Annotated in this window: 17 protein-coding genes; 10 read left to right on the top strand and 7 right to left on the bottom strand. The window is 66.8% G+C overall.

Annotation, left to right across the window (positions count from 1 at the left end; genetic code table 11):
- Positions 1–20: 20 nt before the first annotated feature.
- A complete protein-coding gene (locus tag AB0H61_RS06960; RefSeq protein ID WP_357300312.1) occupies positions 21–212 on the bottom strand; it encodes a PspC domain-containing protein in 192 nt (63 codons plus the stop codon).
- A 211-nt stretch (positions 213–423) separates the two neighbouring features.
- Here AB0H61_RS06960 and AB0H61_RS06955 point away from each other — a divergent pair, with 211 nt between their 5' ends.
- Together AB0H61_RS06955 and AB0H61_RS06950 are read left to right on the top strand one after the other, a co-directional pair.
- Positions 424–2,064: an ABC-F family ATP-binding cassette domain-containing protein gene (locus AB0H61_RS06955; RefSeq protein WP_357300310.1), complete on the top strand. Its 1,641-nt coding sequence runs from the start codon at positions 424–426 to the stop codon at positions 2,062–2,064.
- A gap of 124 nt (positions 2,065–2,188) precedes the next feature.
- Positions 2,189–2,650: a hypothetical protein gene (locus tag AB0H61_RS06950; protein ID WP_357300308.1), complete on the top strand. Its 462-nt coding sequence runs from the start codon at positions 2,189–2,191 to the stop codon at positions 2,648–2,650.
- A 757-nt stretch (positions 2,651–3,407) separates the two neighbouring features.
- On the opposite strand, the gene glmM is transcribed toward AB0H61_RS06950, so the two are convergent.
- The 5 genes from glmM to AB0H61_RS06925 form a co-directional block, all read right to left on the bottom strand.
- Complete coding sequence (gene glmM, locus AB0H61_RS06945; protein WP_357300306.1) at positions 3,408–4,784, bottom strand: phosphoglucosamine mutase; 1,377 nt, start codon at positions 4,782–4,784, stop codon at positions 3,408–3,410.
- Between the two features lie 215 nt (positions 4,785–4,999).
- The gene (rpsI, locus tag AB0H61_RS06940; protein WP_357300304.1) at positions 5,000–5,515 is read right to left on the bottom strand and encodes a 30S ribosomal protein S9; all 516 of its coding nucleotides are present in this window, start codon (positions 5,513–5,515) and stop codon (positions 5,000–5,002) included.
- Positions 5,512–5,955 (bottom strand): 50S ribosomal protein L13, encoded by a 444-nt coding sequence (gene rplM, locus AB0H61_RS06935; protein WP_040686710.1) that lies wholly within the window; start codon positions 5,953–5,955, stop codon positions 5,512–5,514. Before rplM ends, rpsI begins: the two co-directional genes overlap by 4 nt.
- Before the next feature lie 145 nt (positions 5,956–6,100).
- Positions 6,101–7,762: a hypothetical protein gene (locus tag AB0H61_RS06930; protein ID WP_357300301.1), complete on the bottom strand. Its 1,662-nt coding sequence runs from the start codon at positions 7,760–7,762 to the stop codon at positions 6,101–6,103.
- A gap of 73 nt (positions 7,763–7,835) precedes the next feature.
- Positions 7,836–10,427, bottom strand: coding sequence for an FHA domain-containing protein (locus AB0H61_RS06925; protein WP_357300299.1), 2,592 nt, complete (start codon positions 10,425–10,427; stop codon positions 7,836–7,838).
- A 107-nt stretch (positions 10,428–10,534) separates the two neighbouring features.
- Here AB0H61_RS06925 and AB0H61_RS06920 point away from each other — a divergent pair, with 107 nt between their 5' ends.
- Positions 10,535–11,974, top strand: a complete 1,440-nt coding sequence (locus AB0H61_RS06920; protein WP_357300296.1) for a metallopeptidase — start codon at positions 10,535–10,537, stop codon at positions 11,972–11,974.
- A 20-nt stretch (positions 11,975–11,994) separates the two neighbouring features.
- Here the strand turns inward: AB0H61_RS06920 and AB0H61_RS06915 are convergent, their stop codons facing one another.
- Positions 11,995–13,305: an FHA domain-containing protein gene (locus AB0H61_RS06915; RefSeq protein WP_357300293.1), complete on the bottom strand. Its 1,311-nt coding sequence runs from the start codon at positions 13,303–13,305 to the stop codon at positions 11,995–11,997.
- A gap of 211 nt (positions 13,306–13,516) precedes the next feature.
- Here AB0H61_RS06915 and AB0H61_RS06910 point away from each other — a divergent pair, with 211 nt between their 5' ends.
- The 7 genes from AB0H61_RS06910 to AB0H61_RS06880 all read left to right on the top strand — a co-directional run bounded on the left by AB0H61_RS06910 (position 13,517) and on the right by AB0H61_RS06880 (position 21,276).
- Entirely contained in the window at positions 13,517–14,722 is a 1,206-nt protein-coding gene (locus tag AB0H61_RS06910; protein ID WP_357300290.1) for a hypothetical protein, read from the top strand.
- A 90-nt stretch (positions 14,723–14,812) separates the two neighbouring features.
- The gene (locus AB0H61_RS06905) at positions 14,813–16,024 is read left to right on the top strand and encodes a hypothetical protein (protein ID WP_357300287.1); all 1,212 of its coding nucleotides are present in this window, start codon (positions 14,813–14,815) and stop codon (positions 16,022–16,024) included.
- Between the two features lie 13 nt (positions 16,025–16,037).
- Positions 16,038–17,249: a hypothetical protein gene (locus AB0H61_RS06900; protein WP_357300285.1), complete on the top strand. Its 1,212-nt coding sequence runs from the start codon at positions 16,038–16,040 to the stop codon at positions 17,247–17,249.
- A gap of 4 nt (positions 17,250–17,253) precedes the next feature.
- Positions 17,254–18,474, top strand: coding sequence for a hypothetical protein (locus tag AB0H61_RS06895; RefSeq protein WP_357300282.1), 1,221 nt, complete (start codon positions 17,254–17,256; stop codon positions 18,472–18,474).
- Positions 18,475–18,593: 119 nt separating this feature from the next.
- Entirely contained in the window at positions 18,594–20,216 is a 1,623-nt protein-coding gene (locus AB0H61_RS06890) for a serine/threonine-protein kinase (protein ID WP_357300279.1), read from the top strand.
- A gap of 397 nt (positions 20,217–20,613) precedes the next feature.
- Complete coding sequence (locus AB0H61_RS06885; protein WP_357300277.1) at positions 20,614–20,943, top strand: WXG100 family type VII secretion target; 330 nt, start codon at positions 20,614–20,616, stop codon at positions 20,941–20,943.
- A 39-nt stretch (positions 20,944–20,982) separates the two neighbouring features.
- Complete coding sequence (locus AB0H61_RS06880) at positions 20,983–21,276, top strand: WXG100 family type VII secretion target (RefSeq protein WP_357300274.1); 294 nt, start codon at positions 20,983–20,985, stop codon at positions 21,274–21,276.
- Positions 21,277–21,278: the final 2 nt, after the last annotated feature.

Genomic DNA, 21,278 nt, shown 5'->3' with positions numbered 1-21,278 from the left:
CTCTTATCGCGTTGGGGTGATCACTTTTTCGGGATGATCAGCCACAGCACCAGGTAGAGGATGAACTGGGGGCCGGGGAGCAGGCAGGAGAGCACGAACAGCAGGCGGACGACATTGGCGTTCCAGCCGAAGTATTCGGCGATGCCTCCGCAGACGCCGGCGATCCAGCTGTCGGTGGTGGAGCGGGTGAGGCGGCGGGCGGGTGCGGTCATCGGAGTTCCCTCTCGGTGTCGTTCGGTATGCCATCAACTCTGCTCGAGAAAGCGGTGTGGCACATCGGTCCGATGACCGATCCCGACCCTGATTTCCGTGGGGTCCGGGCTCAGGGTGAAACCCTGAATACGACGGCGTTATCGAGCCGAGCCGCTCGCCGGAGCCGACCGGGTGCGAACGTCCTCGCCCGTACACGGCAGACTTCTCCAGGTGAGCACCACTCTGTATGCGCGCGGGCTGTCCGCGGGACACGGCGAACGCACCCTGTTCGACGACCTCGAGCTGACCCTGGCGCCGGGCGATGTGATCGGCCTGGTCGGGGTGAACGGGGCGGGCAAGTCGACACTGCTGCGGATGCTGGCCGACCGTAGCGCGCCCACCGGCAGCATCACGTTGAGCCCGCCCGATGCGACGGTGGGTTACCTGGCACAGGAACCGGAGCGCATCCCCGGCGAGACGGTGCTCGAATTCCTCGGCCGCCGGACCGGAGTCACCGCGGCGCAACACACCATGGATGCGGCGGCGGAAGGGCTGGCCGACGGCGGCGAAGACGACTACACGCCCGCGTTGGAACGCTGGCTGGCGCTCGGCGGCGCGGATCTGGAGCCGCGTGCCGAGGAGGTGGCGGCCGACCTCGGTCTCACCGACTCGCTCGTCAACGGCCTCGACACCCCGATGACCGGACTGTCCGGCGGGCAGGCGGCGCGGGCCGGGCTGGCGTCGGTGCTGTTGTCCCGCTTCGACATTCTGCTGCTGGACGAGCCGACCAACGACCTGGATCTGGACGGGCTCGCCCGGCTGGAGCAGTTCGTCACCGGCGTGCGGGTGCCGCTGATGGTGATCAGCCACGATCGGGAGTTCCTGGCGCGCACCGTCAATCGGATCGTAGAGCTCGATCTGGCGCAGCAGCGGGTCGATATCTACGACGGCAGCTACGAGTCGTATCTGGCGGAGCGCGAGATCGCTCGACGGCATGCCCGTGAGGCCTACGACGAATACGCCGATACCAAGGCGGGCCTGGAGGCCCGTGCTCAGATGCAGCGCAACTGGCTGGAACACGGTGTGCGCAACGCCCGCCGCAAATCGAAGACCGACTCGGATAAGGCCGGACGCAAGATGCGCGCCGAGTCCACCGAGAAGCAGGCCGCCAAGGCCCGCCAGACCCAGCGCCGCATCGAGCGCCTCGACGTCGTGGAGGAGCCGCGCAAGGAGTGGGAGCTGCGGATGTCGATCGCCGCGGCGCCGCGCAGCGGTTCGGTGGTCGCCACGCTGTCGAACGCGACCGTCACCCGTGGCGAGTTCACCTTGGGACCCATTACGACCCAGGTGGACTGGGCCGATCGGATCGTGCTCACCGGCGCGAACGGTTCGGGCAAGTCCACGCTGCTGGCACTGCTGCTCGGCAAGATCCGGCCGGATACCGGCGCGTCCGCGCTCGGTTCGGGTGTCGAGATCGGGGAGGTCGATCAGGCTCGCGGCTTGTTCCGCGGCGGCACGCCGCTGGCGGAAACCTTCGGCGCCGAGATGCCGGAGTGGCCGGATGCTGAGGTACGCACCCTGCTGGCGAAATTCGGGCTGCGCGGACCACATGTCACCCGCGCCTGCGAAACCCTCTCCCCCGGCGAGCGCACCCGGGCCGCGCTCGCGCTGTTGCAGGCGCGCGGGGTGAATCTGCTCGTGCTGGACGAACCGACGAACCACCTGGATCTGCCTGCCATCGAACAATTGGAGGAGGCGGTCGAATCCTTCACCGGCACCTTGCTTCTGGTCACCCATGACCGGCGCATGCTCGACTCGGTCAGCTCCACCCGCCGCTGGCGGATGGATAACGGGCGCCTCTTCGAGGATTAGCGCACCCGGGACGGACGCTTCGGCGGTACGAACCGACCGGACGGACCACCTATAGTGCTTGCAGCGCAGCGCGACCCCGCCGAGGCACCGGGGAAGGCCGGTGCGCCTGCCAGTCAGGAGAGCGATGAGTACCGAGCAGCCGACCTTCGAGATGATCCGGGTCGATCTCGGTATCGACACCCGGATCACCTTGCTGATCACCGGCGCACTCTTCCTGGCGGCGCTACTACTCGGCACCTGGAAATACCACGGCATACGCACCTCCCCGGACGGCGCCGCGCACATCTACGTCGATATCGCCCACCGGGCCGCGCTGATGTACTCCTTCGCGGGCATCCTGCTGGCGGTCTTCACCGAGCTCAGCGGCTGGCCCACCGCGGTGAATCTGGTTGCGGACCTGGTGATTCTGGCGTTCTTCAGCGCCGCCATCGCCACCTACGCCTGGCACGGATGGCGACGCGACACCATCAACCAGTTCCACGGTGATATTGATGCCTCGACTCGCTTTGCCATGCTGGGGCTCATCATCGGCGAGGTCGGCGGCTTCCTTGTCCTGTTCACCGGCTTCGTGCACGCCCAGTTCTGACCTGCCTTCCCGATCCGGCCCGGCGATATACCCACCGCCCGACCTGAACAGCCCGATCAACTCGGTGGCCTGTCCGTGACCGCGTCGCCCACCGTGCCGCTGTACCTCCAGCATCAGCCGCGCGGGTGAAATCCCCCGGTGGATAGCCGCTTCCAGGGTCGCGAGCGCTACCGCGCGGCTCGCGGTTCGCGCCACATCGACCGCGGTTCGGACACCGCTCGTCGTCAGCGTGCCCCGGATCAATTCGAGCTCCGCGGCATCGACGCGATCGCGATGCACCAGCAACTGTCCGGCCCGCGAGGCCCTGGCACCGATCACATGGGTGATTCGTCCGTCGTGGACCGAGAATCCGTGCAATTCGGCGGCGGTGTCGTACGCGGCGGTTACCGAGGTCAGCCCGAGCGATAGCCGGGCCGCCTCCACGCGCAATTCCGGGACGGGCGGGGTGCCGCGCTCGCGGTACACACCGCGGAAGACCCGCACCCATTCCCCGCGATCCACCAGCATGCGCATTTCACCGCGGGTGTACTCGCACAACACCTGCCATCCGGCGAATACACCGAATTGCTTATCTCGTGCCTGTTCCAGTCCTGGTCGCATGTGGCAAGCATCGTCCGGCGCGCGGCACAGGCCCCGCCGCCGACCTGGGCGAACAAGAAGTCTGTGGATAACTATGAGCCTGTGGATCAGCGATCGACTTCGTCGGATTCGAGGAGCTTCTCGAGTGCCCCGGATCGCTCCGATGACCGGCGCTCGATTACACCGATGCGACCCGCTTCGCGAGATCATCGGCCAGCTGCCGCGCCTGCACCGGATCGGTGGCCTCCACCATCACCCGCACCAGTTGCTCGGTTCCGCTGGGCCGCAACAGCACTCGACCGGTCTCCCCGAGAATCCGTTCGGCCTCGAGCACCGCCTCGCGCACCTCCGGCGCCGCGGCGACCAGGGCCTTATCGCTGACCGGCACATTGACCAGCACCTGCGGCACCGTTCGCAGTACATTCGCCAATTCGGCCAGCCCGCGCTTCGTCGCGGCCATCCGGGCCATCAACTTCAGTCCGGTGAGGATGCCATCGCCGGTGGTGCCGAACTTCGGCATTACGGTATGCCCGGACTGCTCACCGCCCAGCGTGTAGCCGCCGCGGCGCAATTCCTCCAGCACATAGCGGTCGCCGACGGCGGTGGTGCGCAGGGTGATTCCGGCCTCGCGCATGGCGATATGCAATCCGAGATTGCTCATGACCGTGGCGATCAGCGTGTTCTCGGCGAGCTCGCCCGCCTCCTTCATGGCGATGGCGAGGATGGCCATGATGGCGTCCCCGTCGACGATCGCGCCATCGGCATCCACCGCGAGGCAGCGGTCGGCATCCCCGTCGAGCGCCAGTCCGAGGTCGGCGTCGTGTTCGCGCACCGCGCGCTGGATCTGATCCAGATGCGTCGATCCGCAGCCGTCGTTGATATTGAGCCCGTCCGGTTCGGCATTGATGGCAATCACCGTCGCACCCGCCTCGCGGAACGCGGCGGGCCCCACCTCGGCGGCGGCGCCATGAGCGCAATCGACGACCACGGTCAGCCCGGTCAGGTCCTGCCCGGTCGCCTCGACCAGGTGTTCCACATACCGCTCGTGCGTGCCCTCGACGCTGTATTGATCGGGAATGACCAGCCCGTGGTCGCGCGCCCCCGAGGCGTTGAGTACCCGGCCGATGTTCGCGCCGGTCGGCCGCAGCGGGGCGCCCTCGGCGATCAGCGCCTCGATCTTGTCCTCGATCGCGTCGTCGAGCTTATGTCCGCCCGCGGCGAAAATCTTGATGCCGTTATCCGGCATGGGGTTGTGCGAGGCGGAGATCATCACGCCGAGGCACGCGTCGTAGAGTCCGGTGAGGTAGGCGACGGCGGGCGTCGGCAGCACGCCGACCGAAAGCACATCCACCCCGGCCGCGGTCAGGCCCGCGATCACGGCGGCCTCGAGCATCTCACCGGAGGCCCGCGGATCGCGGCCGACGACGGCGAGCGCCCGCTCCTTTCCTCTGCTGAGAATCTGTGCCGCCGCACCCGAAACCCGCAGCGCCAGTTCCGGACTCAGTGACTCATTGGCAAGTCCACGGACACCGTCGGTGCCGAACAAACGTCCCATACCTCGCCCCTCATCGGTAGATCCGCGGCGTGCGCGCCGGGCCCGGAGGCGGCAACCCGCGCAATTACGCAGGGCACCGCGAATGCCGCAAGTTCAATACAGCACGAGAGCAGGCAACCAGCGGAGCTGGGAGCCTGCTCTCGTACAGCTGCCGCCGACCATACCGCCCCCGACACCTCCAGGGTGCCGGATGGCGGATGTCGGCGATGCCAAAATCAGCGCTTCGAGTACTGAGGCGCCTTACGCGCCTTCTTCAGACCGTACTTCTTACGCTCGGTGGCACGCGGGTCACGGGTCAGGAAGCCGGCCCGCTTCAGGGCGGGGCGGTCATCCGGGGTGACCTCGATCAGCGCGCGGGCGATGGCCAGACGCAGGGCGCCTGCCTGACCCGACGGGCCGCCGCCGACCAGGCGGGCGTGGATGTCGAAGGACTCGGTGCGCTCGACGGTCACCAGCGGGGACTTGACCAGCTGCTGGTGCACCTTGTTCGGGAAGTAATCCTCGATGGTGCGGCCGTTGAGCACGAAGTTGCCGGAGCCGGGGAGCAGCCGAACGCGGACGACGGCCTCCTTGCGGCGGCCGACGGTCTGCACCGGACGGTCGATGACGACCGGGGCGTAGGCGGCGGGCTCGGGGTCGTAGCCGTACTCTTCCTCGACGACCTCGGCGGTGCCTTCGGCGTCGAAGGTCTCCTCGACGGCCTCTTCGGTGTATTCCTCGGGAGCGGTCACTGGGCCACCTGCTTGATCTCGAACGGAATGGGCTGCTGGGCGGCGTGCGGATGCGTCGGGCCCGCGTAGACCTTCAGCTTGCCCGCGATCGCGTTGCCGAGCTTGTTCTTCGGGATCATGCCCTTGACGGCCTTCTCCACCAGCCGGTCGGGGCGCGACTCCAACACCTGACCGACGGTGCGCGACTTGAGGCCGCCCGGGTGGCCGGAGTGGTGGTGGATCAGCTTGTCCGCCTTCTTGTTGCCGGAGATGGCAACCTTGTCGGCGTTGATGATGATGACGAAATCGCCACCATCGAAGTTCGGAGCGTAGGTCGGCTTCGTCTTGCCACGCAGCAGATTCGCTGCCTGGACGGCGAGACGGCCGAGCACTACGTCAGTGGCGTCGATGACGTACCACTTACGGGTCACGTCACCCGCCTTGGGGCTGTACGTAGGCACAGTGCTTCCCTGTCTGTCGTCGGTGTTGCCAGCCTGTGGCGTGCGATCGAGGTGATCCCGGCGGCCGGTGGAGACCCGGGCCTCGGTGGTGCCGCACGCCAACGAGCCACGATACCAGGAGGGTATCGCCGCCGAAGAATCCGTCTCAGATCTCGACCGGCGGACCCGGGTCGATCGTGCCGGGCGGACCCGGCACGACGTAGCGCAGGGTGTCGACGCCGGGCTGCGCGCATTCCGCGTCCGCCATCCGGCCGCGGGCCGAGGCGATGCCCGGCTCCCGCTCGGGGTCGGTATGCGGGGTCAGCGCACAGGCGATGGGCTCGCCGGAACCTGCCAGCTCGATCCGATCCGCACCGGAGGGCATCGCGACCACGGCCAGCGCCACCGCACCGATCACCGTGTGCGCGCCGAACAGGTTGTCCTTGATCTTGTTCCACCGCTTGCCCTTGCGCGGGTGGCCCTCGTCGTCCTCCTCGGCCGAGGAGGACTGGTCGTGCCAGTGATCCGGTCGCTCCTGATGGCTCGGCGGCGGATAGGGCGAACGAGGACCGACCGGAGCGCCCGGGATCGGGCCCGACGGCGGACCGGCCGGACCGGGCGAGCGGCCCATCGCGGTGGCCTGCTGGTCATCGGGGTGACCCGGCGGCCGAGTGAAACGACTGCCGAGCTCGGCGAGGTTCGGCGGCAGCCCGCGGGACAGTTCCTCCCGGGTGACCCGGGTGGTCGGCTCCTCGCTCGGCGCGGGCTCCTTGGGCACCGTCGGATATCCGGGTCCGTAGGTGACCACCGGCGTGGCGGGCGGTTCCGGCCGGTGCGGCGCGGCCTGCCGCGGCGCGGATTCCGCCGGTCCCCGGGCCGCATCCGGATACGGCGCCGGACTCGGCGCGGTACCGGGTTGATCCCGGTTCATCGGCGATGGCGCCGGTTCCGCGTACCTGCCCGCGGATTCGGGCTCACCCGCATCGGTGTCGGTCACCAGCAGATGCGTTGCCCCCAGTACCAGCGCGTGCATCGGATGATCGGCGACCTGGAGCCGGTGTCCGAGATGGTTCTGGAAGGCGAACCGCAGCGCATCGTTGAAGCAGACATTGCCGCAGAGCAGCACGGTCGAGGTGTCCGCGCCGATCGAACGGGCCGCGGCCATCACCTCGATCACCACGTTATCCGCGGAACGCGCATCGCGCATGGCCTCGGTGGTCACCGGGACGTCCACCGATTCGGTCGGCTGTTCGTCGTCCCCGTGCACCGCGACCACGAGCATGGTGCGGCCATCGGAGTACACGCCGGTCGCGCCGATGCCGCGCGGATTGCGGTCGTCGGGGGAGCGCACCAGGCCGAGCGCCCGCACATAACCCGACAGTGCCACGCTCTCCGGCAGCGGCTCAACCACCACGTCGAGCTGCTCCACCAACTCGGCGTAGACCTCGACCTTCTCGTCCGGCCAGCCGTCCGGAAATGGCAGCGCCACCACGTCGGGCTTACCGCGCAGATATTGCCCGATGGACGCCAGCGGGTTGTACATGCGGGCACGGAACACCAGCTCCGCGGGCCAAGTGGCCCCCGCGATCACGATCTGCGGGTGCCCGAGGATGTCGCGCACGTCGGCGATCGCCATCCCCAGATCCGGTCGTTGCCGTTCCACACCCGCCGTGTGCAGCCGGCCCGACGAATCGGCCAGCAAATACGCCGGCGGCGTATACGTTCCTTCCACCTGCACCGGGCGTATCGGCGTACTGCCACCGCCCGCGGCCACGGACACCACATCCCACCCGAGATGTACCGCCCCTACTCGCACCGTCACAGGCATAAGTGTGCCTGGTGCGTGACCGACACGCTCGCGATCCCGGTCATCCCCGGGCTCCCGGACCGCCCGAATCCACTCACGCCGCGGACTTCTTCAGTCGCAACTTGCGCCAGGTGATGAGGGCCAGGATCACGGTGATCACCAGTAGCACGGACACGTCGAGTGCCCAGACTTTCGGCTCGTGATCCCACAGCCCATCCGGTTGCGCGTTGACGAAGATTTCCTTGATGTTCACCGTCGACGCACCGGCCGCATAACCCCAGCGCGAGGGGAACAGCCAGGAAATCTGCTCCAGACCGGGCCGGTCGGTGACCGGGATCAGGCCGCCCGCCATCACCAACTGAACCATGATCATCACCACGAGCATGGGCATGACCTGCTCATTCGATTTCGCCAGGCTCGACATCAGCAGACCGAACACCACACAGCAGACGGCGGTCAACGCGATATCGACGTACAGTTCGGCGCTGCCGGAGGAGATCACCGATCCGGCCCCCGGCGCCTTCTTCCCCACCAGCGTGATCGCGACGAGCACCGCCGCCTGGAGGAAGGCCGTGATGCTGAACACCGCGATCTTCGCCATCAGATAGGCCGAGGGCAGCAGTCCGACCGCGCGCTCGCGGTAGAAGATGGTGCGCTCGCCGACCAGGTCACGCACGGTCAGGGTGGCGCCCATGAAGCAGGCGCCCAGGATGAGTACCACCAGCAGCTGCTGGGACTCGGTGCCGCCGGACGGGACGATATTGCCGCTGACCGGGTCCTGTTTCAATCCGCCCGCCGTGAAGCCGTTCTTGCCCGGCACCACCAGCGATAGCGCACCCAGGATGAACGGCAGCACCAACAGGAATGCCAGATACCCACGATCGGCGAAGATCAGCCGGACCTGCCGCCGGGCCAGCGTCGAGAACTGTTTGAATCCGCTGGCATGCGGCGGACTGCCCGAGGTCCCCGGCCGTGCGGGTGGCGGCGGTGGCGGCGGTGGCGTGAACGCCTGCCGGGACCGATAGGCCGCGAACGCCTGGTCCGGGTTGGCCGCCACATTGGCGAAGATCTCGGCCCAGTCGCTGGTACCCATCGCGCCACCGACCCCGGCCGGGTGGCCGCAGAACGCGGTCTTGCCGCCGGGCGCCAGCAGCAGCACCTGATCACACATATCCAGGCAGGCGACCGAGTGGGTCACCACGATGACGACGCGGCCCGCGTCGGCCAGCTCACGCAGCATCACCATCACCTGACGGTCCAGCGCCGGGTCCAGCCCCGAGGTGGGTTCGTCCAGGATCAGCAGCGACGGACCGGTGAGCAGCTCCAGCGCCACCGAGGCGCGCTTGCGCTGTCCGCCGGACAGCCGGTCGACCCGGGTGTCGGCGTGCTCGGTGAGTGAGAGTTCTTTCAGCACGCCGTCGATCACCTTCTGGCGATCGGCCTTGCTGTTATCCGGCGGCAGTCGCAGCTCGGCGGCGTAGCCCAGGGCCTGCCTGACGGTGAGCTGACGGTGGAGCACGTCGTCCTGCGGCACCATGCCGATGCGGGAGCGCAGCGCCTCGTATTCGGCGTGCAGGTTGCGGCCCTCGAAGGTGACCACGCCGCCGGAGGGCTGGGTGGAGCCCGCGATGAGCTTGGACAGGGTCGACTTGCCCGCGCCGGAAGGTCCGATGAGCGCGGTCAGCGTGCCGCGTCCGGCCTGCATGTTGACATCGACCAGCAGCTGCTTATTGCCCTCGACGGTGAATCCGACCCCGTGCACGTGCAGGCCCTGCTCGGCGACCGGCTTCTGCCGGTGCACCAGGGTGCCCTGCTGCACCACGAAGTCGACATTGCCGATGGTGACGATGTCGCGCTCGCGCAGCACCGTGCGCTGCTGGCGGGTGCCGTTGACGAAGGTGCCGTTGGCCGACCCGAGGTCCTCGATGGTCAGCCCCTCTGTGGCGGCGACCAGTCGGGCGTGTTTACGCGAGGCCAGCGGATCGTTGACGACGATCTGATTGTCGGTGGTGCGGCCGATGGCGAGGCCGCCCGGCGGCAGCCGGTCGGCACGTGCGATCGCCGAGGTCGAGGCCCGGGCGCGCAGCGGCGGCAACATCGAGGTGTCGGCCTTGGTGGTCATACTGAAGTTCGGCTGCTGCGGCGCGGACTGGGGCGGCTGCTGCTGCGCGGACTGCTGCGGCGCCGGCTGGGGCGGCTGCTGCTGCGGCGCCGGCTGGGGTGTCGACGGAGGCATCGGCCACTGTGGCGCCGGGCGCTGCGGCTGCCCGGGTGCCGGACGGTTCGGATGCTGATAGCTCGGCCGTTGCGGCACCTGGTGCTGCGGTTGCGAGATGGGCGGCGCCATCGGGGTGCGCGCCGGCCGGACCTGCGGCGCCGACGGCAGCAGGTGCAGCAGCGGACCGCTGATCGCGTCGCCCAGCCGAACCTGGGTCGGACGGTCGATCGACACCGGCTGGGTCAGCCGCCGCGCATCCACGAAGACACCGTTGGTGCTGCCATTATCGGTCAGTACCCAGCCGCTCCCCTGCCAGGCGATAATTGCGTGCACCCGCGATACCAGCGGGCTGTCCACGAATAAGGTGACCTCGGGCGCGCGCCCCATGGTGATCTTCTGACTCGAATCGAAGACCCGTTCGGTTCCATCATGGCGCACGGTGATGGTCTGCGCCCCCGGTGAAGACATGTTGCGGATACTATGCCATCACCCGGACATCGGCGGTGCCCCCGACGCGCCTTTTGTCCGATCCGGCAACCGATGTGAACAATGTACCGGCCGACTTAGGGGGAGACTTGCCGAAACTCCAAGCGACCGCAGTCATTACGGTATTGCTGTGCGCGACAGCTCTGATAGCGGGCTGCACGCGCACGGTGGAAGGCCATGCTGTTTCGGTCTACGCCGATCCGTTCAAGGTGGCGGGCCTGCCCACCACCAGCGGGCCGAGCGGCCCACGGCAGAACGTTCCGGACAGCACCCTGACCGCCACCAACGGCGACGGTGGCGCCACCGACAAGCTGGCACTCAATGCCGTCGAGGACATCCAAACCTATTGGCGCGGGGAATTCGCTACCTACTTCGAGGGTGAATTCACGCCGGTCGATCGCCTGCTGTCATGGAGTGCCAAAGCGCCGCGCAGCGAGGCCAAGGAGTTCTGTAAAGAGACCACCTACCACCTGGTGAACGCCGCCTACTGCCGGCTCGACAACTCCATCGGCTGGGACCGGGAAGTGCTGCTGCCCACCATGGAAGAGACCTTCGGCAAGATGGCCGTGGTCATGGTGCTGGCCCACGAGTACGGCCACGCCATCCAGAACATGGCCAAGATCGTCGGGACCAAGGATCCGGTGATCGTCAAGGAACAACAGGCCGACTGCTTCGCGGGCGCGTTCATCCGCCATGTGGCCGAAGGTAAGTCGAAGCATTTCACTATCAACACCTCCGATGGCCTGAACTCGGTGCTGGCCGCCACCGTCGCCATCCGGGACTCCGACCCCGACGATCCGGAGAGCGTGCACGGCTCGGCCTTCGAACGCGTCACCGCCGTGCAGATCGGTTTCACCGATGGCCCCAAGGGCTGCAAGGGCATCGACATCGATGAGATCAATCAGCGCCGCGGCAATCTGCCGCAGTCGTTCCAGGGTCAGTCCGGCGAGTACGAGATCGACAAGGCGTCTCTGATCGAGCTCAGCAAGGCGCTCGCCGCGATCCTCCCGGTCAAGAACAGCCCCACCTACGACTACTCGGGCGCGAAGATCGACTGTCGCGACGGCGTGACCACCGAACCGGTCTCGTACTGCCCCGCCAAGAACATCATCGCCACCGACATTCCCGAACTCGCCAAGCGCGGCACCCCCACCAGCGACGACGACAATCCGCTGCCGCTCAAGGTCACCGGGGATTACAACGGCTACGTCGTATTCATCTCCCGATACACGCTGGCGGTGCAACAGAGCCACGGTCAGTCGCTGGTCGGCGCGAAGACCGGGCTGCGGGCGGCCTGCCTGGCCGGGGTGGTCACCGGCAAGCTGGCCGACCCCAATCGCTCACGCGCCCAGGGTGATATCAGCCTCGCCGCCGGCGACCTGGACGAGGCCGTCTCCGGTCTGCTCACCGACGGCCTGGCCGCCAGCGACGCCAGGGGCAAGACCGTGCCGAGCGGATTCTCCCGCGTCGACGCATTCCGCGCCGGTGTCCTCCAGGGTGAGAACACCTGCATGTCGCGGTACTCGTAGGCGCGTAGACCGAGACGGCCTCAGCCGCCGAAAGGCGGTGGGGCCGCGGGCTCGAAGCGCAGCACACGGTTGCCGATCATCACCTCGGTGCCCTGCACCAGGATCATCGGCTGGTTCGGGGTGAGCCGGACCCAGTCGCGGTAGCCGGGCAGACGGGTGCGGGTGCCGTTGGTGGAACCTCGATCCACCACGGTCACATCCCAATTCACCATGTGGATCTCGGCGTGCGCCCGCGACATGCCACCGGAGGAGTCGTCGATCTTCAACGGAATCAGCCCGCGCTGCGCCGCCTCCGAATGCTCGGGATCGCGACCGAGCACCGCGTCCGCGGCCAGCATGTAGGTCATGCCGTCATCGAGGATCAGCATGCCGAGGGGCGGGCGCACTACCTCGATGACCGCCTGTGTCTGATCGACCGGCATCCCGCAGACGGTGCAGAACGCGGATCGCGGATCGCTGGGATGGGCTCGCGCGCACTTGAACCCCAGCACCTTGACGGTGAGAGCGGTCGCCTTCGCGGTCGCCTCCAGACGGCGTTGCAGATCGGGATCCGGTCGCGGCGCCGGATTGGTGCCGCCGACCTGGGTCAGGGCCTGGTGCGGATCCGGTGGTTCCGCACCGGAATCCAGCATCGAGGTCGGGGCCTCGGTCGCGGTGACATGCGGGGTCGGTATCGGCTCCGGCCGCGGTTCGAGGCGCGGTTCCGGATCGATGCGCGCGGTAGGCAGCGGGTGCTGGGCGCGCTGCGGCGCGGCCTCGCGGGACGGGGCGCGCTCCGGCGTCCGGGCCCGGCCGCCGTCGGACCATACGATCGCACCGCTCGCCTGGGCGATGCCCTCGACAAGCCAGCCGATCCCACGATCGGCGGGCAGTTCGGGAACCCGCCCCTCGGCGTCGTCGATGAACAGCGCTACCGCGCGCCCCGGCGCGGAGGCGACCCGATCGACGGTGAAGGCAGCGTCACTGCCGCGGTACCGCTCGATGCGATCGGCCCCCGCCAGCACCGCGGTCACCGCGCCATGCAGGAAGATCGCCACCCCGCCGTGCTCGGCCGCGGACAGGATGCCGAAATCGATCGGCACCCCCGGACTGATCTGCTCGGCATGTTTCATCAACCAGCGCGTCGCGTGACGAGCCACCAGCGCGCCGGGCGCGTCCGGCTGTTGTTCGGCGGCGTCGCGCACCAGTTCGGCCAACGATTCGAGGGCGATGACGGCGGGCGATTCCGCGGTCGGCTGCGCGGGCCCACGATGCGCGACCAACACCACCGCGCCCGCGACCCGGGCAACGGCATGATTACCGACGACGACCTCGACCTGCCGATCCTTCAACGGTATCGGCCTCCACCGGGGGTCGTGTCCAGGATCGTCGCCATACCCAACAGGGTAGTGCGCACTCGTGGGCGAAGTATGTGTTGGTCGAGATCCGTCACGGCACGACGGCACGCCCGGTCACGATGCGATCCGGGCGCTATCTGTCGCTCTCCCCGGTGTCCGTCCGGTAACTTCGAATGCACACACGGGAGGAAACGAGGGGCCTGTCATGGTTCGGACTTCGCGCATCGCGTTTGCCGCGACCTGCGTGCTGGTGACCGGGGTACTGACCGCGTGCGGCGGTATCAGCGGGACCGCCGTTCCCGGAGAGTTGGACGTCCGGAAGCTGGAGGTCGGCACCTATCCGGTCGACGCGCACAAGTACGACCAGGATGCCTCCGGTAAGGGCGCGCTCCTCGAAGGTATGCGGATGGCCGACGCCGTGGTGCCGACCATTCAGATCGATTCGACATTGAAATTCGGACGCGGTAGCACCGTCCTCGCCGACGCCACCGAGGCGCTGGACTTCCTCGCCAACGTCTCCAAACCGGTACTGGACAACCGCAAGTTCGTCACCGGCTTCGCCGCCAGCGGTGCGGACAAACCCGATCCGGCCGGTCAGACCCGGCCACCGGCGGATGCCACCGCGATCACCGATGTGCTGCTGCGCTTCCCGGACGAGGCCGCCGCCAAGCTGGCCGCGCGCGAACTCGAGGACGCCGATCTCGGCGTCTCCCCCGAGAACCGCAAGCTGCCCTCCACCAAATATCCGGACGCGTACGTGCACTGGCGGCCGGGCGTGGCGAATGTCGGCGCGTTCTACGCGTACCACGAGTTCGTCATCTCGCTGTTCATCCAGCGCCCCCGCGCGGATAGCACCGACCTGCTCAACTGGGTCGACCGCACCCTGGCCGCGCAGATTCCCGCCTTGGACGGTTTCCGTGCGACCCCGGTGAACCAGATCGACAGTCTGAAGGTCGATCCCGACGGCCTGCTGGCGCGCGTCGCCGTCGCGGACCGCAAGGGCCACTCCCCCGACGCCGATTCCTTCGCCGTGTACGGCCCCAACCACGGAATCCACTCCGCCGACGACGAAAGCGTCACCCAGAAGCTGTTGACCGATACCGGCGCCGAGAAGATCGCGATCGTCGACGCCAGCTCGGTCACCCGCGTCCGCGACTTCGACGCGGCCAGGAAACTGGTCGACGGCCTCATCGATACGGTCGGCGATCAGTTCGATCCGATCACCGCCCCGAATGACGTCCCCGGCGCGAAGTGCCTGCAGCTCAACAGCAAGGGCGACCCGGAGCGGGAGTACAAGTACCGCTGCTATGTGCCGTACAAGCGGTATGTCGGCGTGGTGACCAGTGACAAGGAACCAGATGTGCGGCAGAAGGTGGCCGCGCAGTACGCGCTGCTCGCCAATAGCCTCTAACGAACGCTGAAGTGGCACACCCCGTTTGCCACCGGGTAGCATCCCGGAGCAGTTAGCTCGGCAAGAAGGGGGAGGGACGTGGATCTCGCCGTGCGATCAGTGGTTCGAGCCACCTGCGCCCTGCTGGCCGCCGCGCTGCTGACCACCGGCGCCGCGGCGTGCGGATCGGAGATCTCCGGTACGCCCGCGCGAATCCAATCCGATGTGGCGCAGCTCGATGTCGGCAACTACCAGACCAAGCCGCGCCAGATCGGTAATGCCAAGAACGACAAGCAGGCTCGGGCGCGTGAGGCACAGCGGCTGGCCGACTTCGTGATCCTGCCGTACGAGGCCGATCCCGCCTACGTCGAGGACGCGTGGTTCTTGCGCTCGCACGTGGTGCTCAACCGGAAATCCCTGGGCAACCTGGTCATCAACGACACCTTCGATGATGTGGCCAAGGATCTGGTCGCCGGGTGGGCCAATTCCTGGTCGACCGGCGGCGCGGACAGCGACCCCCGGCGCACCTTGAATATCGCGGTGCTGATGTTCCCGAACGCGCAGACCGCGGCGCAGGTGGGACCGGCGCTGGAGCACGACGACTTCACCTACAACCGGGAGAACCAGCCGGTCGCGATCACCAAACACCCGAATACGGCGTCGCATTGGCGGCCCGGCTACTCCTCCATCGGCTCGTGGACGGTCAAGGACCGGTACATCGTCTTCATCAAGGTGGTGGACGATACCGCCGAACCCGACCTACCCGCACTGGTCGGCCACGTCGAGCGCGCACTGGATGTGCAGCTCCCGCTACTCGACAAGTTCCAGCCGACGCCGTCGGCCGATCTCTCCCGCATCCCGCTCGATCCGCTCGGTGTCCTCGGGCGCACCCTGCCCAGCGATCCGGAATCCCCGTTACGTGCCGAACCCGACGGCTTCTACACCGGCCGCGGCTCGATCTCACTGCTGGACGCGAACCCTGATTCACTCCCGGAACTCGAACGCGCCGATGTCGACGCGGTGTCGTTCGGCGATGCCGTCGTATTCCGCAGCCGGACCGCCGGGGGCGCGGCGAAATTGTGGCACGAATGGCAGCCCTCGACCCATCTCGACGCGGACGAAAAGATCGTGGATGCCCCCGCCGGAATCGACCGGAACGTCGAATGTTTCGCGAAAGTGGTGAAATCCGGCGACACCGAGACCCCCGCCTACTACCTGTGCGTCTTCCAAGTGGACCGCTATACCGTGCAGGCCAACGGCCGACAGCTGCAGAATCTGCACCAGAAGATATCCGCGCAGTACGCCCTGCTCACCAGCAATTGAGGACGATCGAGCGATGAAACGACTCCGTATGGTCGCCGCACTCGCCGTCACACTGGTGGTCGGCGCCGGATGCGCCAACTCGATCAACGGAAGCCCGCAGCCCGGCCTGGCTCCGGTCGATCTGGCGGTGCTCAAAACGGGCGGCAATGTCACCGAGCCGACGCCCTTCAAGCTCCGGCTCAGCGACGGCGCGAGGAACGTCCGCATGATCGAATCGCGACACCTGCTGAACTATCTCGTGCACCCCTTCGATGTGGACTCCGATCTCACCGACCTCGGCAATGTCAGATTGATCGCGGATCCGTACAGCATGACCGCGGACGGCGCGTTTCCGAGGACGTACAAACCGATCGCCGAGAAGTACGACATCCTCGCGGGCGCCTATGCCGGACGGACGAATGGAAGTCTGCGCGCCACCAAGAAATTGATCGTCTCGATCCTGCGCTTCCCGACCGAGGCGGTCGCCGCGAGCGCCGCCGACGAATTCGATCGCATCACCGGGGAGGCACAGCAGCGATATCCGATTCCGATCGACGGATACCCCCAGGCCCGCGCCACCTCGTCCGACGAGCAGTCGATCCTCTCGTTCCAGCCGCACGGGCCATATGTGATCGTCTCCAATGCGTCCCTGCCGCAACCGAATCGGGACCAGCTCGCGGGCATGGTGAAGAAGACGCTCGACCTCCAGATCGCCCAGCTCGATAAACAGCAGCCGACACCACTGGACGATCTGCTCGATCTGCCCATCGATCCCGACGGCATCATGCGCCGCACCGCGCCGAAGTCCAAGGAGTCCAACGACCCTTTCTTCGGCTTCTTCGAGGACGACTTCGGCACCTTCCAGGCCGCGGGCATCCTGCACTATCTGCGCAACCCGATCGAGGTGCGCAAGGTCCTCGAGGAGGGCGGTGTGGACCTGGTCGGCAATCGCGCGAGCACCGTCTATCGGACCCGTGATCTGGCCGCGGCCGTCCGGTTGCAGACGGCGCTGACCCGGCTCACGAAGAACGACGAAACCCTCGATCCACCCCCGGGTTTGATCGATGCCACGTGCGTCCGGCTCGATATCCTGGATCCGAACCGGAGCTTCACCAGCTTCTGCGCGGTCGTCTACCAACGCTACGTCGCGATCGTCATCGCCTCTGCGCCCCAACTCGCACGGGTGGATCGTGCGTTGCAGGAACGGACCGCGGCACAGTACTCGATCCTGGCGAAGAGCGAGTGAGCCGATGATGCGACGAACTCACCGCTTGTCCGCCCTCGTCCTCGCCGCCGCGCTGGCGGTCGGAGCCTGCGGCGGCAACGACGATCCGTCGTCCGTGCACGCCGATATCGACATCAGCGCACTGGATTCGGGCAATTACCCGACCACACCGATCGATATCGAAAAGGCCAGGACGGTCGATTCCGGCGCGATCCGCGAATCCATCGCGATCGGCGCCGCGATGCCGCTCCTGATGGATATCGATAATCGGTTCATCTACAACTCCCGCTCCGCCTCCAGCCGCATGGTCACGCCGGCCGTTCCCCCCGACTTCTACATCGCGACGGGGATCGATACGAAGGAATTCAATGCGATCGTGCCCGGCGTTGTGGCGGGCTGGTACACCTTCGGGCAGCGGCGCGAGGATATGTCGATCGGCCGATCGGCGGAACTGTATGCCGTCCGATTCACGAATGTGGATACGGCGAGCGCGGCGTCGCGGATCCTCGGCGACCGGACCACCGGCACCGACTACCGGCTCCCCGATTACCCGGGGGCGATCAGCAGGGTCCGCGACAAGATCGACTACCGCTCCGCCACCATGAATTCGTGGCTGGCCCATGGCGATATGCTGCTGCACCTGCGGATCGAAGACCCGCTCAGCGTCCCGTTCGATCCGGTGCCGCTGGCCGAGCTCACCAAACGGGCATTCGACAAGCAGATCGACATGCTGAAGAACTACACGCCGACGCCGCTGGACAAGATCGCCGCGCAGCCCCTCGACGTGGACGGGTTGCTGAGCCGCGTACCGACCTTCGCCAAGGAGCACCTGCCGGTCAACGGCGCGAATCCGTGGGGCGTCTACCCGCTGCGGTCGACAGTGCATTCGGAATCCCATCCCGACATCGCACGCGCGGCATACGAGGATGCGGGCATGGACTATCTCGTCGTCGGTGAAAAGGTCATCATCTATCGCACCCGCGACAGTTCGAGTACGACCCGGCTGACCGCGGCGATGCAGGAGCAGGTCGCCGACAAGGAGACCTACAAGAAGACCGACAGCCCACCGAATTTCCCGTCCGCGCAATGCTTCGAGGTCAAGCCCGGTGTGTCCTCGGCCTATCAGTACCACCCGGTGTGCTGGTTCAGCATCGACCGGCACGTCGCCCAAGTCCACGGCCGCAATGTGCAAGACGTGCACCAGCGCACCGCGGCGCAGTACAAACTCTTGGTCGCAGGCCATTGATGAGGGGTGTCTTCGGCTGCCGGGCCGGGTTGTCGCCGGTCGAATACACCGCATGGGCTTGCTAGATTTCACCGGAAGGCTCGAGGGACCGGGCATTCCACATCGTTGAGGAGGACCGAATGGCGTTGCGGCCCGGAGCAATCGTGGGCGGCTATCGCGTGCTCAGCGTTCTCGGCAGCGGTGGGATGGGCACGGTCTATCTCGCCCAGAATCCGATTCTGCCGCGCCGCGACGCGCTGAAGGTTCTCAGTTCCGAACTCTCCACCGATCCCGAATTCCGCGCCCGATTCGAACGGGAGGCGAATCTCGCTGCCGGACTGGATCATCCGAATATCGTCGCGGTCTACAACCGCGGCGAGGAGAACGATCAACTGTGGATCGCCATGCAATACATCGACGGGACGGACGCCTCGGAGGAGGCGAAGAAGGGCCCGAAGGTGATGACCCCGCAGCGGGCGCTGCGCATCATCGCCGAGGTCGGTAAGGGACTCGACTACGCGCACCGGCGCGGTCTGCTGCACCGGGATGTGAAGCCGGCCAACTTCCTGCTCTCGGCCGTCGACGGGGATGACGAAGAGCGGGTGCTGCTGACCGACTTCGGCGTCGCGAAGTCCGCAGAGGACGGCCAGGACCTCACGGGTACCGGCAATTTCATGGCCACTGTGGCCTATGCGCCGCCCGAGCAACTGGTCGGTACCAGCCTGGATCCGCGAGCCGATATCTACAGCCTCGGCTGCGCCTTCTTCAAGCTGCTGACCGGGCAGAATCCGTATCCGTCGACGCTGCCCGCCGTGGTCATGATGGGCCATATGCACGAGCCGCCGCCCACCCTCAGCGCGGTGCGCCCCGGCCTGCCCGCGGCGCTCGACGCGGTGATCACCAAGGTGATGGCCAAGGATCCGGCCGATCGGTACGGCACCTGCCGCGAATTCGTGCAGGCCGCCGAGGCGGCGCTCTACGGTGCGGCCCAGCACTATCGAGCGCCCGTCACGGATCCGCGGATCCCGTACGCGGCGCCGCCGACGGACCCGCGCGGCGTTCTCCCCCCGCCGAACACCGATCCGCGTGCCACGATCCTTCCGCACCCGACCGAGCCGCGGGTCGCCTTCGCCGCCTACCCCCAGTACGTCGAACCCACCGACCAGAGCCTGGTGGCGACGGCACGCAACGGCCAGTCGGGCGGACCGTCACGAGGCCGAAAACTGCTGGTGCCCAGCATTATCGCGCTCGTCGTCGCGGTGGCCGTGGCGGCGGGCACCTACTTCCTGGTGAACCGGGATTCCGGCGAAACCGGTACCGGCGGCGGGGATCTGCTCGCGCAGGTCCGCAGCGCCAATCCGCAGTTCAGCGGAAAGACGGTCACCGCCTTCAATTACGGCAATTCGACGCTGTCGGTCGTTCTGAATCCCAGCTCGCAGGCACAATTCCTGCAAGACATCGGATTCCGGTACAGCACCGAATACAAGGGCGTCGGCGACGAGAAATCGCCACGACCGCTCTCGGTCAATGCCATCTCCGCGAAGGCCGATACCGATGTCGTCATTATTCTGCGCACCGACAGTCAAGCCGCCAACGGCGGGCTGGGCGGCCTGCCGGGTTTGCTGTTGAACGGCTCGGGCAAGTACGTGGTGATCGATGATCTGGCCACGGTGCAGGCGTTCCAGGTGTGGACCGAACAATCGCAGAACACCCTCGCGGACAAGATGGTTCCCGTCATCGCCAAGATCGTGCCGAAGAAGTAGTTCCGCACGGCTCGGTCCGCCCGCCGGGCCCGATTTGCGGCCGCTGAGCGCGTGTCGCGCTGGTAGCGCTCCGGCAGCCCATTCGGTAGGGTGATGCGCAGCCAGCCCACTCGCCAGTTCAGGTGGTAGCGAGCAGGGGGAAGGAGGGGAACGAGCGCTGGCGCCGACCGATGCGACAAGCACCGCGGTCGAGATAGTCGAGATATCCGGGGGGATCTCATCCAGACCCCTGTCCTCGGTGTAGCTGGTCGACAACGCGCAGGTGGCGATACGTGACTACCCACCACCAGATTTTTTCGAACTGGATGGAACCGATCGCACCGAAGACGCGTCCAACCATATGAACAGGTCAGCTGGGCACTCCCGATGTTGACCACGAACAGGAAGAGGAGCCGCAATGGCAGGGCAATTGAAGGCGGATAACGCTCTCATCGGCCAGAAGGCCAAGGAGTTCCAGGAGCAGCACAACAACCTGATGCTCGCCATCCGTCAGCTGAAGACCGACGAGGACAACGTCACCAACGGCGCCAACTGGCAGGGTATGGCGCGCGACGCGTTCAACGCCTTCATGGAGCGCTACTACGTCCAGGCGGACAAGCTCAACGACAAGCTCATGGAGACCTCCGAGAAGCTGATCAAGGCCGGATCCTCCTACGAGGACCAGGACACCGACTTCGCGCAGAAGGTGCAGGCGCAGGTCTCCAGCCTCGACCTCCCGGCCGTCTAAATCCTTCCAGAATTCACACAGCACAAAGGAGCCTGAAATATGAGCGGCAAGCCTATCTCCGCGAATTTCGCGGGTGTCGAACAGGGTGCCAAGGACATCATCCGTCGCGCCGAAGGTATTCGGGACGAGCTGGAGCGCTTCCACAAGAACGTGGAGCAGTTCGTCGCCGAGCAGTGGGAAGGTGACGCGAACGAGGCGTTCGCCGAGATGCAGCGGCAGTGGCAGAACCACGTCACGCAGCTGAACACCACGCTGAACGGCGCTGCCACGCTGGTGAGCTCGGGCAACTCGGAGCTGCAGAGCACCGACTCCGCGCTGGCGGGCCTCTTCTGAGT

It is taken from the genome of Nocardia sp. NPDC050710 (genome assembly GCF_040654375.1).
In the GTDB taxonomy this organism is placed as follows: domain Bacteria; phylum Actinomycetota; class Actinomycetes; order Mycobacteriales; family Mycobacteriaceae; genus Nocardia.
This window is presented reverse-complemented; position numbering and strand designations above follow the sequence as displayed.